Annotated in this window: 16 protein-coding genes, 1 tRNA gene and 1 riboswitch; of the genes, 11 read left to right on the plus strand and 6 right to left on the minus strand. The window is 62.0% G+C overall.

All coding sequences use genetic code 11. The features are described from left to right. The first annotated feature begins 100 nt into the window (after positions 1-100). The 4 genes from CGK93_RS04125 to CGK93_RS23450 all read left to right on the plus strand — a co-directional run bounded on the left by CGK93_RS04125 (position 101) and on the right by CGK93_RS23450 (position 3,309). Positions 101-958 carry a hypothetical protein gene (locus tag CGK93_RS04125; RefSeq protein WP_232481543.1) on the plus strand — a complete coding sequence of 286 codons (858 nt, stop codon included), beginning with the start codon at positions 101-103 and terminating at the stop codon, positions 956-958. After that, positions 949-1,380, plus strand: a complete 432-nt coding sequence (locus CGK93_RS04130) for a hypothetical protein (RefSeq protein ID WP_089593721.1) — start codon at positions 949-951, stop codon at positions 1,378-1,380. The genes CGK93_RS04125 and CGK93_RS04130 overlap by 10 nt, the downstream gene beginning before the upstream one ends. Before the next feature lie 702 nt (positions 1,381-2,082). Beyond that, the gene (locus CGK93_RS04135; RefSeq protein WP_089593722.1) at positions 2,083-2,643 is read left to right on the plus strand and encodes a DUF805 domain-containing protein; all 561 of its coding nucleotides are present in this window, start codon (positions 2,083-2,085) and stop codon (positions 2,641-2,643) included. Positions 2,644-3,048: 405 nt separating this feature from the next. After that, positions 3,049-3,309, plus strand: a complete 261-nt coding sequence (locus CGK93_RS23450; protein ID WP_157731601.1) for a tyrosine-type recombinase/integrase — start codon at positions 3,049-3,051, stop codon at positions 3,307-3,309. A gap of 61 nt (positions 3,310-3,370) precedes the next feature. On the opposite strand, the gene CGK93_RS04145 is transcribed toward CGK93_RS23450, so the two are convergent. Next, positions 3,371-3,460, minus strand: a tRNA-Ser gene (locus tag CGK93_RS04145). Positions 3,461-3,598: 138 nt separating this feature from the next. Between CGK93_RS04145 and CGK93_RS04150 the strand changes: the two genes are divergently transcribed. The 3 genes from CGK93_RS04150 (at position 3,599) to CGK93_RS04160 (ending at position 6,004) form a co-directional block, all read left to right on the plus strand. After that, positions 3,599-4,612 carry a zinc-dependent alcohol dehydrogenase gene (locus CGK93_RS04150; protein WP_089593723.1) on the plus strand — a complete coding sequence of 338 codons (1,014 nt, stop codon included), beginning with the start codon at positions 3,599-3,601 and terminating at the stop codon, positions 4,610-4,612. 3 nt (positions 4,613-4,615) lie between these two features. After that, positions 4,616-5,014 carry a 6-pyruvoyl trahydropterin synthase family protein gene (locus CGK93_RS04155; protein WP_089593724.1) on the plus strand — a complete coding sequence of 133 codons (399 nt, stop codon included), beginning with the start codon at positions 4,616-4,618 and terminating at the stop codon, positions 5,012-5,014. Positions 5,015-5,185: 171 nt separating this feature from the next. Beyond that, positions 5,186-6,004 (plus strand): glycosyltransferase family 4 protein, encoded by an 819-nt coding sequence (locus tag CGK93_RS04160; RefSeq protein WP_089597184.1) that lies wholly within the window; start codon positions 5,186-5,188, stop codon positions 6,002-6,004. 97 nt (positions 6,005-6,101) lie between these two features. Here CGK93_RS04160 and CGK93_RS04165 read toward each other — a convergent pair whose 3' ends face one another. Next, positions 6,102-6,482 carry a VOC family protein gene (locus CGK93_RS04165; protein WP_089593725.1) on the minus strand — a complete coding sequence of 127 codons (381 nt, stop codon included), beginning with the start codon at positions 6,480-6,482 and terminating at the stop codon, positions 6,102-6,104. Positions 6,483-6,519: 37 nt separating this feature from the next. Beyond that, complete coding sequence (locus CGK93_RS04170; RefSeq protein ID WP_089593726.1) at positions 6,520-7,053, minus strand: nucleoside deaminase; 534 nt, start codon at positions 7,051-7,053, stop codon at positions 6,520-6,522. A gap of 22 nt (positions 7,054-7,075) precedes the next feature. Here CGK93_RS04170 and upp point away from each other — a divergent pair, with 22 nt between their 5' ends. From upp to CGK93_RS04190, 4 genes are read left to right on the plus strand one after another with little or no spacing between them, the layout of a single operon-like run. Beyond that, a complete protein-coding gene (gene upp, locus CGK93_RS04175) occupies positions 7,076-7,711 on the plus strand; it encodes a uracil phosphoribosyltransferase (RefSeq protein ID WP_089593727.1) in 636 nt (211 codons plus the stop codon). Positions 7,712-7,771: 60 nt separating this feature from the next. Beyond that, complete coding sequence (locus CGK93_RS04180) at positions 7,772-8,149, plus strand: glyoxalase superfamily protein (protein ID WP_089593728.1); 378 nt, start codon at positions 7,772-7,774, stop codon at positions 8,147-8,149. Between the two features lie 45 nt (positions 8,150-8,194). Further along, entirely contained in the window at positions 8,195-8,863 is a 669-nt protein-coding gene (locus CGK93_RS04185) for an HAD-IA family hydrolase (RefSeq protein WP_089593729.1), read from the plus strand. A 55-nt stretch (positions 8,864-8,918) separates the two neighbouring features. Beyond that, on the plus strand, positions 8,919-10,313 hold the full coding sequence (locus CGK93_RS04190) for a pyridoxal phosphate-dependent decarboxylase family protein (RefSeq protein WP_089593730.1): 1,395 nt from the start codon (positions 8,919-8,921) through the stop codon (positions 10,311-10,313). Between the two features lie 87 nt (positions 10,314-10,400). On the opposite strand, the gene CGK93_RS04195 is transcribed toward CGK93_RS04190, so the two are convergent. The 3 genes from CGK93_RS04195 to CGK93_RS04205 form a co-directional block, all read right to left on the minus strand. Then, entirely contained in the window at positions 10,401-11,243 is an 843-nt protein-coding gene (locus CGK93_RS04195) for a hypothetical protein (RefSeq protein ID WP_089593731.1), read from the minus strand. A gap of 5 nt (positions 11,244-11,248) precedes the next feature. Then, a riboswitch (cyclic di-AMP (ydaO/yuaA leader) is annotated at positions 11,249-11,410 on the minus strand. A gap of 138 nt (positions 11,411-11,548) precedes the next feature. Next, complete coding sequence (locus tag CGK93_RS04200) at positions 11,549-13,039, minus strand: sensor histidine kinase (protein ID WP_089593732.1); 1,491 nt, start codon at positions 13,037-13,039, stop codon at positions 11,549-11,551. A gap of 3 nt (positions 13,040-13,042) precedes the next feature. Further along, positions 13,043-13,783, minus strand: coding sequence for a response regulator transcription factor (locus tag CGK93_RS04205; RefSeq protein ID WP_089593733.1), 741 nt, complete (start codon positions 13,781-13,783; stop codon positions 13,043-13,045). Between the last annotated feature and the right edge of the window lie 3 nt (positions 13,784-13,786).

Genomic DNA, 13,786 nt, shown 5'->3' on the forward strand with positions numbered 1-13,786 from the left:
CGGCTCCTCCTGGGGCGCCCTCGCAGCGACCGGGGACTGGCTCGGAGACAACTGGGAGTATTTGGCTGGTGGTGCGATGGTGATTGCTGGTGGTGTTTTGATGGCTACCGGTGTTGGTGGGCCCGTCGGCCTGGCATTGGTCGGCGCGGGCTTGGACACGGTTATCCAGAAAGCTACGACGGGGTCTGTGAACTGGGGTCAGGTGGCGTTGACGGGTGCTGTTGGTGTGGTTGCTGGGCCGTTGGCCGGGAAGGTCAGCAGCGCTGTGACGGCTGGTCTCGGCCGGGCAGGTACGGCGGTGACTACGCAGGTGCTGCCGGCCTTGGGCCGTGCAGGATCGGCGGTAGCGTCGGGCGCGGCCAGAGCCGGGTCTGCGACATCGGCTGTAGGCTCACGTGTCGGAACGGCAGTGACCTCGGGGGTGTCTCGCGTCAGTACCGGTGCAGGAAGCTATCTTTCACAGTTGTCGGCCCAGCAGATGGGCAGAGCGGCACTGACCAATGGAATATCAGGCAGCATCGGGAACACGGGCATGTACCACCTCCAAAGATCCCCGGATGACAAGTGGACTCTCGGGGGAGCCATTGGAGCTGCGACGGGTGGATTCGTCAGCGGCGCAATCGGCTCCCAAGCCGGGTATCTAGCCGCACCGCTGTCAGGTCGGTTCTCATCTTTCGTTCAATACGGTGTCGGCGCGGGAGGTTCGCTGGTTGGCGGCTCCGTAGATCATGCGATTCGTGGTAAGGGTTACGGAGCCGCGGAGATGTTTTATGACGGCATGGGTGGCGCGGCGCTCACGCGCTTCCCAGGTGCCTCAGAACTAAGTCCCAATCCAGGATGGATGACCCACAGCATGGCAGCGTACGGCGGAGCCCACGCCGGGGCTATCGTAGAAAGCGTAAAATTCGTGGGAAATGAACTTGTAGAGCAAGGAACGGGAACGCCGCTGTGGGGGTAGATGATGGTGAGAATAGTGCAAAGGGGAATTCAGGAGCAGAGGATGATTTCACGGATGAAGATCTGCGGCTGGGAAGGAAAGCCTGTAAATATATAGACTTACTTTGCGTGATTGTCGCATTGCTTTCTGTGGGTATCGCAGGGTTTGTTTTCACTCACGTCCCGTGGGATACGAGAATGCCCTACGATGGAAGGTTTGATCGCTCTGGCAACGGGATTCCAATGCAGATGGCCATGCTCATTGTTTTTGTTGTTCTCTTCCTCTTCTGGCGTTCCGGTAGAAAGCCTGATGCACACCGCATGCGAAAGGGATCTCGCATCGGGACCTACATTCTAGGAACAGTCATGATCCTGGCATGTTTTGCTGGTCAATGGGTTATGGGTCAATCGATTCTCACTGCAGGCGGTTATTTCGGTAACTAGAAAAACGTCGCTACCGTTTAGTTGGTGACTGTGATTTGTGTTCAGTGCCCCACGTTGCTCGAGCTGCCGTAAGAAAGGAGGGTTCGCGGGGGAGGTCTAATGGAATAAAGCATTCGGTTGGAAAAGAAGATACACAACTACCTGGACGTCATTTGTCTATTTGGCCTATTGGTGAGCCTTGGCATTACCACATTCGTTTTCATGAATACTCCGGTAAGTGCCCAAGTGGCTTATCGCGGCAGGTCCATTCCTGCACTGTTACTTCTACTACTGTCCGCAGTGGCTATACTCATGTTTTGGATTTCTGAACGGGTATTGGGGGCGCATCCTACTCGTGGCCAGGCGCGTGCGCTGGTTCGTATTCGGGCCCAGCTACCATTCTGGTGTGTATTTCCTTCCAAACAATTCTAGCCGTGGTAGTGCTGGGTGAGAGTGGATTCTTTAGGTGAGTAGCGCACTGCCGAGCATCAGTTTTCGAGGGTCGGGACGGGATGCTGGGATGGCTCGAGTCAAGGCGGGCCTAACCGGGAGCGCGGGAGGTTCTGGGCGCGTGAGGTTTCCATTTCTGATCAGTGGTTTATTCGTTCTGTTCATTCATAATACCTTCTACGGATGAGAATATTGCGACGCGGAACATTTGCGTTTGGAAGATAGTTGTTTGTTGGTTTTTATAAACAGTTTCTGGGAAGGACATGAAGACAGATGGATATGAAGATTGTTGATCCTGCCGGCGGAGGCGTTGCAGAGGTTACAGATTTGGGCGGGCTTGGTGGTCCTCTCTATGGTGCGTCGTTTGGCAAGTCAGTGAAGCGGTTCTTTGCCAAATATACGAAGTTCGCGGGTCGCGCCTCGCGGAGTGAGTTCTGGTGGAGTCAGCTTTTCGCTTTCCTGGTGATGGTGGTCCCGTACCTCGTGACGACCGTCGGGCTCATGGCTAGTATTGCCTGGGCTCAGCAGAACCCTAATGTGCAGTCCATGGGTTTCGATCCAGCTACCGGGCGAGAAGTGTTCTATGAGGCCGCTCCTGGGGTTGTGAACGCCCCGACTGGCAGTCTGATGGTAGTTGGATTCATTCTCGTCGTTGTTCTGGGGCTTGCCCTGTTAGTGCCTCAGCTGTCGTTGCTATGGCGCCGACTGCATGACGCAAATCTGGCAGGTCCGCTCGCGCTCGTTGGACTTGTTCCCCTAGTTGGCGGTCTGATTGTTTTCGTCCTGGCGTTGATGCCATCAAAGGCGGAAGGTCGGCGCTTCGACCCTCGCTGACGGGCGGGGTATCAGCGGGGGAATATTGCTGACCACACTTTCGGTGATGGTGTTTATGCCGAACGACCGGCTTCCGCAATAACACCTCGGCGTAGTCACGCCGAGCACCGCTCTTGAGCCCAGGCTGTCGGTCACCAGTCGTTCTCACTGTTGATAACGTTCTCCTTTTGTCTGATGACGATGAGCTAGCCCGCGTTTCCTGACCATTGAGCAGGTCGCTGAAGAGGTTCGGGTCTGTCATCGAAATTGGGACGCCGAAGAACCACAAACGGCGCACGGTGCCGTTCCCTAGATTCTTGGCAGACCGCCTAGCGGTGCAATGCGAGGGCAAAGGCCGTGAGGATCTGGGCTTACCCGGCGAGAGTGGGCAGCAGCCAGCAGCTTGGGAGAGTCCATCAGGACAATATGAGCTGGTTTGCCAGTGCTGTGAAGCGTTCCGGGATCCCGCGCATTGCACCTCATGACCTTCGGTACTCCGCGGCGAGCTTCGCGGTCTCTTCCGGCGCGAACGTTAAGCCAGTTATGAAGATGGTCCGCCACAGTTCAGCAGCTATGACTGTGGATGTCTACGCAGACCTGTTTGATAGGGATCTGGTCTCAGTTTCAGACGCTCTGGATCACGCGGTTTCACAGCCGCGTGTGGGCAAAATTTGGGCAGCCGCCTAGTCCGGACATGAAGAAAGGCCCCGCCTCCCTCATAAACAAAGGGAAGCAGGGCCTTTCTCATTGGCGGTGACGGTGGGATTTGAACCCACGTTGGCTTTTACACCAAACAACATTTCGAGTGTTGCACCTTCGGCCGCTCGGACACGTCACCAACTGAAATAGGCTACCCGAGATTGGCCCCGTTCCCCAAAACGAGCCCCTCTGGACCCACCTCAAAAGGCAGGTGGCACACCCTTCAATCCACGCCAACTTCCGTCCGCCGCTCCGCACCGATAGATTCGTAAGCATCATGACGATTTCGCAGGAACACGAACGGAAACAAGGGCACGAAGCCCACGCCTACTGGGTCACTGAGACGGGCGATGGTGAGCTGCGGCAGGAAGCCCTGCCGGCAAGGCAGGAAGGTGAAGCCCTCGTCAGGACCTTGTACTCAGGCGTCAGCCGGGGCACGGAGCGCGTGGTCCACGAAGGCCGCGTCCCGGAGCGCGTGGCTGACCTCATGCAGGCCCCGCACCAGGAGGGCGACTTCCCGGGCCCTGTGAAGTACGGCTACCTGAGTGTGGGGACGGTCGAGCAAGGGCCGGAAGAGTGGGTAGGAAGAACTGTCTTCAGCCTGCATCCCCATCAGGACTTTTACGTGATCCCCACCAGTCAGCTCACCGCAATCCCCGAGGACGTCCCTGCTCGCCGCGCGGTGCTCACGGGCATCGTTGAGGTCGCCATCAACGCCCTCTGGGAAGCCGGACCGAGGCTGGGTGACCGTGTCGCCGTCGTCGGTGGTGGTTTGGTGGGCGGCGTCCTGGCGACGCTGCTGCGGAAGTATCCGCTGAGCCGCTTGCAGTTGGTGGATGCGGATCCGGAGAAGCGAAAGCTGGCGGAAACCATCAACATCGAATTCGCCGAACCGGAAGAAGCCAAGGATGACAACGACATCGTTTTCCACTGCTCCGCGTCCGACGACGGCCTGAAGTTGAGCCTGCAACTGGCCGGCGATGACTCCGACGTCATCGAGCTTTCCTGGTTCGCCGATAAGGAAGTTACCCTGCCGCTCGGCGAGGACTTCCATGCACGCCGCCTGAACATCCGTTCCAGCCAGGTGGGCGCAGTGGCCCTCCCTCGACGGCACAGGCGCACCAACGCCCAACGACTCGAGCAAGCGGCAAGAGAACTGAAAGACCCGCTGTTCGACACGTTCCTGACCAGCGAATGCCAGTTCCGGAATCTGCCCACCACACTCGTTAAATTGTTCGAACGGCCCGGCGGTTTCTGCCACGTGGTCGCCTATCCCACCCCGGAGGATTAGTACATGTTCAGCCTGACCGTCCGACGCCACTTCATGATCGCCCACAGCCTTCCCCGCGAAGCCTTCGGCCCGGCCCAGGGCCTCCATGGTGCAACGTTTGTGGCCGAAGTCAGTTTCCGCCGCCCGGATCTCAATGACGACGCAATCGTTCTGGACATTGGCGCAGCGGGCGGCATCCTTGAGGAAATCCTGGAGGACCTGAACTACAAGAACCTCGATGAGCACCCGGCATTCAAGGGCAAGCTCTCCACCACGGAGGCTCTGGCCAAGCACATCGCCGACGCCATGGCCACCCGGATCCAGGACACGGATGATGGCCCGGCCCTCACCGGCATCGACGTCGTCCTCCGTGAAAACCCTGACGCCTGGGCCGGCTACTCGCTGGAGCTCCCGGTCAAGTAGGTGCTCATCCGCTTCATGGTCCCGGGGAACGTCCGGCACGGCTCCGGCGGGAACAAGTACAACGCCAAGCTCGCCGAGCATCTGACCGCCTTGGGCGCGGACGTCGAGACTGTAATCGTCGACGGCGATTGGCCGGTTGGGAGCCCGGCGGACCGGCAGCGGTTCGGTGACATGCTCGACGGCGGCACAACGGTGATTGCCGACGGCTTGGTGGCGAGTGGGGCACCGGAGGAGGTCGCCGGTGCCGCGGGTAAAGGAACCAAAGTCTGGATCCTGTCCCACATGGCGTTGGCGGATCACCATGACCTTGAGGCTAAGGCGCTGGCTGCCGCGACGGGGATCATCTGCCCGAGTGCCCACGCCGCTGTTGAGCTTGAGACGAAGCACGGGACGCAGGATATAGTCATCGCCACGCCCGGGGCCGACGAAGCAGGCCCCGCCAAGGGGTCGCAGCCACGGCACATCGTAGCCGTGGCCGCGCTGCTGCCGAACAAGAGCCAAACACTCTTGGTAGAGGCCCTCAGCCAGATAACGGATCTGCCGTGGACTGCCGCCCTCATAGGCTCGGAGGACGCAGACCCGATGTACGCAGCTGAGGTGAGGGCCGCCGTCGAGCATTACGGGCTCCACAACCGCATCAGCGTTACCGGCGAGCTGACCGGCAACGCCTTCGATGAGGAGTGGCACAAGGCCGACCTCAGCGTCCTTCTTTCCCGATCAGAATCCTTCGGCATGGTGGTCACGGAATCGTTGGCCCATGGCGTCCCGGTGATTGTCCGGCAGGGGACCGGGGCAGTCGAGGCCCTCGGTGACACAGGAGCGGGTGCGGCGCTGGACCTCAGCGACCCCAACAACCTGACAATGACACTCCGCGTCTGGCTCACCAACCCCACCCTGCAGCAGCGCTGGCGCAACACCGCCCTCCAAGCCCGCGAGCATCTACAAGGTTGGGACACCACGGCCGAGACGGTCCTGAAAGCCATCACGTAGCAGCGTCCGAGGGTGCAGAATGGGCGCATGACCGCCACCGCGCCCGCCGCAGCCACCCTCACTCCCGAGCCGGAGGCTGACGCCTTCGAGGACCAACTCAACCCGAACCGTACGGCCGGGTGATCGCCTCAAGGAAGTGCCCGTCCGGATCGCAGAAGTAGATTCCACGGCCGCCGTCGTTGTGGTTGATCTGGTTTGCGCGGGAACGGGCAGGGTCCGCCCAATAGGGAATGTGCTCCGCAGTGATGCGCAGGAAGATCTGGTCGAACTCCTCTTCGCTGACCAGGAAGGCGTAATGCTGCGGGACGATGTCCCCGGAAGTCTCAAGGAAGTCCAGCGCTACGCCGTTCTCCAACGAAACAGTGACGAAGGACCACATGGGTTGCGGTTTCGGAAGCCCAAAGATTCGGGACAGGAATTCCGCGGAACTGTGCTTGTCCTTGGCGTAAACGATGGTGTGGTTGAAACTGACAGACATGGCTTGCTCCCTATTGGTAGGGCTAGACACGGCAAATTCAGACCGGGCGGTGCTCCCCGCCGGCCTCCCGATGCGAGGCGAAGAATTCCCTGAGAAGCGCCGCGCATTCCTCTTCGCGAACGCCCGCATAGACCTCCACCCAGTGATTGAGCCTGCGTTCGCGGAGGATATCGAACACCGACCCCACCGCTCCCGCTTTTTCGTCCCACGCACCGAACACGACGCGGGGGATTCTGGCCAGGACGATGGCCCCGGCGCACATGGCACACGGCTCCAGGGTTACCACCAGGGTGCAGTCCTCAAGCCGCCAACCGTCGCCCGAGGCGCCTATAGCCTGGGCGCGAAGGCGCAAGGAAGCAGCAGCTTGGCGGATTGCAACCACCTCCGCGTGGGCGGTCGGGTCCCCATGCGCTTCCCGTTCATTGCGTCCGGAACCCAGCACACCGCCGTCGGGCCCCAACACCACGGCGCCGATCGGTACGTCGTCCGTTTTCAGCGCCAACCGGGCCTCGTCCAGGGCAAGGCCCATCCAGGCCATGTGGTCTGCGTGATACGGCTCGGTGGCGCTCATGTCTCAATGATAGTTTTGGGGGATGCGCACACTCGTCGTGGACCACCCGCTGGTCGCCCACAAGCTCACCGTTCTGCGGGATAAGAACACCCCTTCACCGGTCTTCCGGCAACTCACTGAAGAACTCGTCACCCTCCTGGCCTACGAAGCCACCCGCGAGGTCAAGACGCAGCCAGTGGAGATCGAGACCCCTGTCACCAAGACCATCGGCACGGCTTTCACCAAGCCCACGCCGCTGGTGGTCCCCATCCTGCGCGCAGGCCTGGGCATGCTCGAGGGCATGACCAAGCTGGTCCCCACCGCCGAGGTGGGCTTCCTGGGCATGGCCCGCGACGAAGAAACCCTGGACATCATCACCTACGCCGAGCGCCTCCCCGAGGACCTCACCGGACGCCAGATCTTTGTCCTGGACCCCATGCTTGCTACCGGCGGCACCCTGCGCGAGGCCATCAAGTTCCTCTTCAAGCGCGGCGCCTCTGACGTCACGTGCATCTGCCTGCTTGCCGCTCCCGAGGGTCTGGCCAAGCTGGAAGAGGAACTCGCGGACGCCAATGTGAACATTGTCCTCGCCTCGATTGACGAGAAGCTCAACGAGAAGTCGTACATCGTGCCCGGTCTGGGCGACGCCGGCGACCGCCTCTACGGCGTGGCCGGCTAATCTTCACAGGGAACGATTGACCCCTACCGGTTTCCAAACCAGACCGTTAGCCTGTGGCGCATGGACTGGAAACTTGAACTGGTATTTGTCCCTGTCTCCGACGTCGATCGCGCGAAGGACTTCTACGTCAACAAGGTTGGTTTCAACGCCGATTTCGATGAGCGTCCCATGGACGGCATCCGCTTCGTGCAACTGACACCTCCGGGTTCGGCGTGTTCCATCGCCATCGGTGAAGGTCTCACCGACGCCCCTCCGGGTTCTGCGCCCAACCTGCAAGTGGTGGTGGCGGACATCAACAAGGCCCACGAGCACCTCAAGGCCAACGGCGTGGAGGTCAGCGACGTCGACGTCCAGGACTGGGGTCACTTCGTTTACTTCGCTGACCCTGACGGCAACCAGTGGGCGGTGCAGTACCTCCCACAGCGGCCGAACGGCTAAGTCACACTTCAGCACCACCCCATGCGCGTGCGGCAGGATGGAACCATGACCCATCCTGCCGCACCCGTGCTGACCGTCCGCGCCGTCCTCTTCGACATGGACGGCACGCTGGTGGACTCGACGGCGGTGGTCGAGCAGGTCTGGCTTGAATTCGCCGAGCGCTACGGCCTGGACTACAACGAAATCCTCCGCACCTCCCACGGCGTCCAAGCCGGCGATACCGTGCGCCGCTATGCGCCCCCCGGCGCTGATTTCGAAGCTTTGACCGCTGAACTTGGCGAGATGGAACGCTCCCGGACCGATGGCGTGATCGCGCTTCCCGGTGCCGAAGCCCTGCTGGCCGGCCTTCCCGATGATGCCATTGCCTTGGTCACCTCAGCAGACCGCATCCTTGCTGATATCCGCATGCAGGCGGCCGGGCTCACCATGCCGTCCACCGCCGTCACCGCGGAGTCCGTCACCCGGGGCAAGCCGCACCCGGAGGGCTATCTCAAGGCGGCGGCGCTCCTGGGAGCCAACCCTGCCGACGTCGTGGTTTTTGAAGACGCGCCTGCCGGGATCGCTGCTGCGCGCGCCGCCGGGATGCGGACCGTGGTAGTAGGCGACGCCGGTCATCTTGAAGACGGCATGTGGCGCATCCCGGACTACTCGGCCGTGACGGTCACCGCAGTGAAGGACGACGACGGCGGGCACCTCCTCACGCTGACCCTTTAATACCGCCGGGTTAAAGACTGTTCCAAGAGAGATGATCCGGGCGTAGGCTGTGCGCATGTCTGCGATGCCGGAGGCGTACGGTGCTGCACTGGAGCGGGCCATGGTCCACGCCGGTGATTGGCTTGCGTCGGTCCCCACACGTTCAGTCCGCCCGTCCTCCGATGCCGATCAGGTGGCCAAGAGCATCCTGCCGCGTCTGCCTGACGAAGCCACCGATGCCGCTGAGGTAGTTGATGAGCTCGCCGCGCTGGCTGAACCGGGCCTCATGGCGATCCAGTCCGGACGGTTCTTTGGGTGGGTCATGGGCGGAACCCTGCCCGCGGCCATGGCCGCAGACTGGCTTGTTTCGGCGTGGGACCAGAACACCGGGCTTCGATTCGCCACACCGGCGGCAGCCGCCGTTGAGGAATCGGCCGCCGCGTGGCTGCTGGAGCTTCTCCACCTTCCTGCAAGTGCCGACGTTGGATTCACTACTGGTGCCACCACCGCGAACTTCGTGGGACTTGCGGCCGGGCGCCAACACTTGATGGACGAGGCAGGCTGGGACCTGGAGGCTCTTGGGCTGACCGGCGCCCCGCGCATCACCACCTTTGCAGGCCGGGAGCGCCACGCCGCAGTGGATTTGGCGTTGCGGTATCTCGGCTTGGGGGCGTGCGTCCCTGTAGACGCCGACGACGAAGGACGAATTTTCCCCGACGCGCTTGCCGAGGCCATGGATCAGCAGCCCGGACCGTCGCTGGTCTGCCTTCAAGCGGGCAACCTGCATTCCGGCGCCTTTGATCCCATGGAGGAAGCCATAGCCGTGGCCCACGATCGCGGAGCCTGGGTGCACGTGGATGGCGCTTTTGGTTTATGGGCCGCTGTCAGCCCGACGCTGCGGGCCCGCCTGGCCGGAGTGGAAGAAGCAGATTCCTGGGCCACGGATGCCCATAAGACCCTGAATGTTCCTTACGACTGTGGCTTGGCAATCGTCGCGAGGCCGGAAGCCTTGAGGCGTGCTTTCAGTGTTCACACGAGTTACCTCATTGCCACGGATGCCGGTCCGGGAGATCCTTTCGAGAAAGTGCCTGAGATGTCCCGCCGTGCCCGGGGCATCCCTGTGTGGGCGGCGCTGAGGCAACTGGGCCGTAACGGGGTGATCTCCATGGTGGAGCGGCTCGCTGCAAACGCCCGCGCGTTGGCCGAGGGGCTCGCCGCGATCCCGGGCGTCGAGGTGCTCAACGACGTCGTGTTCACGCAGGTATCGGTGAGCTTCGGCAGTGATGACCGCACACACCGTGTCACGCAACGGCTGATGGCCGAGGGCGCGGTGTGGATGTCCGGGTCCTCCTGGCGTGGCCGTGAAATTCTCAGGATTTCGGTGAGCAACTGGACCACGGATGCAGGGGATGTTGCTGCGTCCATCGCTGCCGTCCGGGGAGCGGTGGGGGCAGAACCGGAGTCTGTGTAACGCGAAAACCGCGCCGGTTCCCGCCATCCGCTCCAGTGTGTACTGGTGCGAACGGCGGGAACCGGCGCGGTTATCAAGCAGTCTGGCTTAGTACCAGTTGTTTGCCAGGTGGAAGCCAAGGGCGGCCGACGGGGATCCGTAGCGTTCCTTGATGTAGTTCAGGCCCCACTTGATCTGGGTCTGGTAGTTGGTCTGCCAGTCAGCACCGGCAGTCGCCATTTTGGTAGCCGGCAGCGACTGGACAATGCCGTAAGCACCACTGGAAGCGTTGGTGGCAGTGGTCTTCCAGTTGGATTCCTTCTCCCACAGGGTGTTCAGCGCAGTCATTTCGCTGGCGCTCCAGCCATAGTTGCCAAGGATGCTGGCAGCGTAGGCCTTGGCGGCGGCGGGATCGTCCACGGCCTTCGGGGCGGCTGCAGCAGCTGCAGCTTCGGCAGCGGCGGCGGCAGCTGCGGCGTCGGCGGCTTGCTTGGCTGCAGCGTCAGCGGCGGCCTTTTCAGCAGCGGCTTGTTCGGCCGCGGCCTTCTCGGCGGCAGCCTTTTCAGCAGCGGCTTGGTCCGCTGCGGCCTTCTCGGCGGCAGCCTTTTCAGCAGCGGCCTTGTCCACGGCAGCCCTGTCAGCGGCGCCCTTTGCGGCGGCTGCATCCAAGGAAGCGGAGATTTCAGCTGTCTTGTTGTTGCTGACCTGGGCATTCGCCTGGGTCTCTGCAACGCGGCTGACCTCGGGAAGGGTCAGGGCGGCGTTGGCAGCAGTACCGAGCGATGCAACGCCCAGCGCAGCGGCTACAACACCGGCAACAACCGACATGCGGTGGCCGGACTTACCCTGGCGGGCAGCGTTTTTAAGGACAGCCTGCGACTTGGTCAACGGGGCGTTGTGCTCATCGCGGTGACGCGCGGAAGGGCGCGTCTGGTCATTGAATTCAGACATGTGTGATTACCTCTCAGCGCCTGCGGAGTTAGCTGTCGGGTTCGGATGAGGTCATCCGGCCGCGCATCACGCTGCGGCTTCACCCCAAGGGTCCGGCATAAATGCCTGGGCCCGGAGACTCTGGGTCCCCCGTCTCTGCCTCGGAGTAAGTACGGACTCCGGGAAGTGGCAGAGCTCGGCGCATCCCGGATGTGGGTCAGTTGGGGCGACCCACCCTTTCGACGGTACAGGAGGAAATCGCAGAAGTCACATTTAGGTAACAGAGATCACGACGCCGGTGAGTCGCCTTGCCGAGTTCGTTACATCTATTCGGTGGCGACGGCAGGGAATCGAAGGGCGAATTCCGTGCGCCCCGGACGGGACGTCACTTCAACGCTTCCGCCGTGCGCTTCCACAATGGATTCGACGATCGACAGGCCCAGCCCCGACGTGCCCTCAGACCCCGATCTCGCGGCGTCGGCGCGGGCAAAGCGGGAGAAGATCCGGCCCTGGAAATCCTCTGGAATGCCGGACCCGTTGTCCGTTACGGTCACCACAGGGCTGCCGTCGGCGGAGAGCATGACGCTGGTGACCACTGTGGTGCCGGCGTCCGTGTGTTTACGGGCATTGGAGAGAAGATTGGCCAGGACCTGGTGCAGTTGCGTAGCGTCGCCGCGGACAGTGACGGGTTCCTCAGGCAGTTGAAGTTGCCAGATGTGGTCCGGTGCCATGATTTTCTCGTCGCTGACAGTTTCAATCACCAACTGGGTGAGGTCCACGTCCGTGATTTTGAGGGGCTGGCCTTCGTCCAGCCTGGCAAGCAGCAGCAGATCCTCCACCAAGGTGGTCATCCGTTCAGACTGGCTCTGGACGCGTGCCAGCGACTTTCGGCCGTCATCGGTGAAGTCCTCGGTCATCCTCAGCAGTTCGGTGTAACCGCGGATGGCCGTAAGCGGCGTTCGGAGTTCGTGCGACGCGTCCGCGACGAACTGGCGCACCTTGGTTTCGCTTTCCTGGCGGGCTTCCAAGGCATTGGAGACGTTGTTCAGCATCTGGTTGAGGGCATGGCCTACGCTGCCGACTTCCGTTCCGGGATGGGCGGCCGACGGCGGGACCCGCACCGCAAGTGCCACCTCACCGGCGTCGAGAGGGAGGCGCGAAACTTTGGTGGCCACCTCGGAGAGCTGCTCCAACGGGCGCATGGTCCGCCGGATGATTACTGTTCCCGCGAGGCCGATCACAACCAGTCCGCCGAGCGACACCAACACCATGGTCCACACCAGCGAGGCCTCGGCGCTTTGCTTGTCCGCCAAAGGCAGCCCCGTCACGATCACGTCGCCGGCAGTTTCGACAGCCACGAGCCGGTAATCCCCATAGGAGAGCGATCGGTCCACAGGCCGGTTGTCCCGGGGCAACGACAGCAGAATCTGTTTGTCGTCCGCCGAGAGTTCGGCCCGCTTGCCGGAGGCCTCAATAACGCCTGGATTGACAACGGTTGTTCCATCGATCCGTGCGTTCAGCGTTCCAGCGGCCTGTCCGCGCGCTTCCAGCGGGTCCGGCCTTCCGGAGGGGGAGGACGGAAAGTTCGACGGCGGCCTGCCGAAGCTGGTCGCGCGGCTTGACGCCTGCTCCAGCTGCCTGTCGAGCTGCTTGTTGAACACCATGTCCATGGAGGCGTAGCTGACTACTCCTACGGCAGCGCAAATGGCGACCAGCAAGGCCATGGCGACCAGGACCAGCCGGGTGCGCAGGTGCCACGTGGAGGGGCTGAGCCAACTGCGGTGTGACTTTTTGGCCACTCCTGAAAGGGTGCTCAACGCCTAGTCCGCAGGCTTGATGACATAGCCGGCACCGCGGATGGTGTGGATCATCGGGGGGTGGTTTGCTTCGATCTTCTTGCGTAGGTAGGAAATGTAGAGCTCCACGATGTTGGCTTGTCCACCGAAATCGTAGTCCCACACACGGTCGAGGATCTGTGCCTTGCTGACCACTCGTTTAGGGTTCTCCATGAGGTAGCGCAAAAGCTCAAACTGGGTGGTGGTGAGGGGAATATCCTCCCCGGCACGGGTGACTTCGCGGGTGTCCACGTTCAGGGTGAGGTCGCCCACCACCAGCTCGGCAGTGTCCATGGCGGCCACGCCGGAACGCTGGACCAGGCGGTGGAGGCGCAGGAGGACTTCCTCCATGCTGAAGGGTTTGGTGACATAGTCGTCGCCGCCGGCAGCCAGGCCAACGATGCGGTCCTGCACGGCGTCCTTGGCGGTGAGGAAGAGCGCGGGAACTTCGGGGGCGAACGCGCGGATGCGGCTGAGGACCTCCACGCCGTCGAATCCGGGAAGCATGACATCCAGGACCAGGACGTCGGGCCGGAAGTCTTTGGCAAGCTTCACGGCCTCAGGGCCGTCGCCGGCAACTGCTACTGACCAACCGGCCATTCGCAGGCCCATGCTCATAAGTTCGGCGAGGCTGGGTTCGTCATCCACCACCAAGGCGCGGATCGGCGAACCGTCCGGGTGGGACAGCTGGGGGAGATTGTTGGTCATGGAGTGCGAGGAGGCCATGGG

It is taken from the genome of Arthrobacter sp. YN, assembly GCF_002224285.1.
Taxonomy (GTDB): Bacteria; Actinomycetota; Actinomycetes; order Actinomycetales; family Micrococcaceae; genus Arthrobacter.

What these genes read in the sequence shown, in the direction of transcription:
- CGK93_RS04150 (WP_089593723.1), top strand. Translation starts at nt 3,599, where the DNA reads ATGACGATTTCGCAGGAACACGAACGGAAACAAGGGCACGAAGCCCAC.
- CGK93_RS04185 (WP_089593729.1), top strand. Translation starts at nt 8,195, where the DNA reads ATGACCCATCCTGCCGCACCCGTGCTGACCGTCCGCGCCGTCCTCTTC.
- CGK93_RS04125 (WP_232481543.1), top strand. Translation starts at nt 101, where the DNA reads ATGGCTACCGGTGTTGGTGGGCCCGTCGGCCTGGCATTGGTCGGCGCG.
- CGK93_RS23450 (WP_157731601.1), top strand. Translation starts at nt 3,049, where the DNA reads ATGAGCTGGTTTGCCAGTGCTGTGAAGCGTTCCGGGATCCCGCGCATT.
- CGK93_RS04205 (WP_089593733.1), bottom strand. Translation starts at nt 13,783, where the DNA reads ATGGCCTCCTCGCACTCCATGACCAACAATCTCCCCCAGCTGTCCCAC.
- CGK93_RS04180 (WP_089593728.1), top strand. Translation starts at nt 7,772, where the DNA reads ATGGACTGGAAACTTGAACTGGTATTTGTCCCTGTCTCCGACGTCGAT.
- CGK93_RS04195 (WP_089593731.1), bottom strand. Translation starts at nt 11,243, where the DNA reads ATGTCTGAATTCAATGACCAGACGCGCCCTTCCGCGCGTCACCGCGAT.
- CGK93_RS04165 (WP_089593725.1), bottom strand. Translation starts at nt 6,482, where the DNA reads ATGTCTGTCAGTTTCAACCACACCATCGTTTACGCCAAGGACAAGCAC.
- upp (WP_089593727.1), top strand. Translation starts at nt 7,076, where the DNA reads ATGCGCACACTCGTCGTGGACCACCCGCTGGTCGCCCACAAGCTCACC.
- CGK93_RS04160 (WP_089597184.1), top strand. Translation starts at nt 5,186, where the DNA reads ATGCTCGACGGCGGCACAACGGTGATTGCCGACGGCTTGGTGGCGAGT.
- CGK93_RS04155 (WP_089593724.1), top strand. Translation starts at nt 4,616, where the DNA reads ATGTTCAGCCTGACCGTCCGACGCCACTTCATGATCGCCCACAGCCTT.
- CGK93_RS04135 (WP_089593722.1), top strand. Translation starts at nt 2,083, where the DNA reads ATGGATATGAAGATTGTTGATCCTGCCGGCGGAGGCGTTGCAGAGGTT.
- CGK93_RS04170 (WP_089593726.1), bottom strand. Translation starts at nt 7,053, where the DNA reads ATGAGCGCCACCGAGCCGTATCACGCAGACCACATGGCCTGGATGGGC.
- CGK93_RS04190 (WP_089593730.1), top strand. Translation starts at nt 8,919, where the DNA reads ATGTCTGCGATGCCGGAGGCGTACGGTGCTGCACTGGAGCGGGCCATG.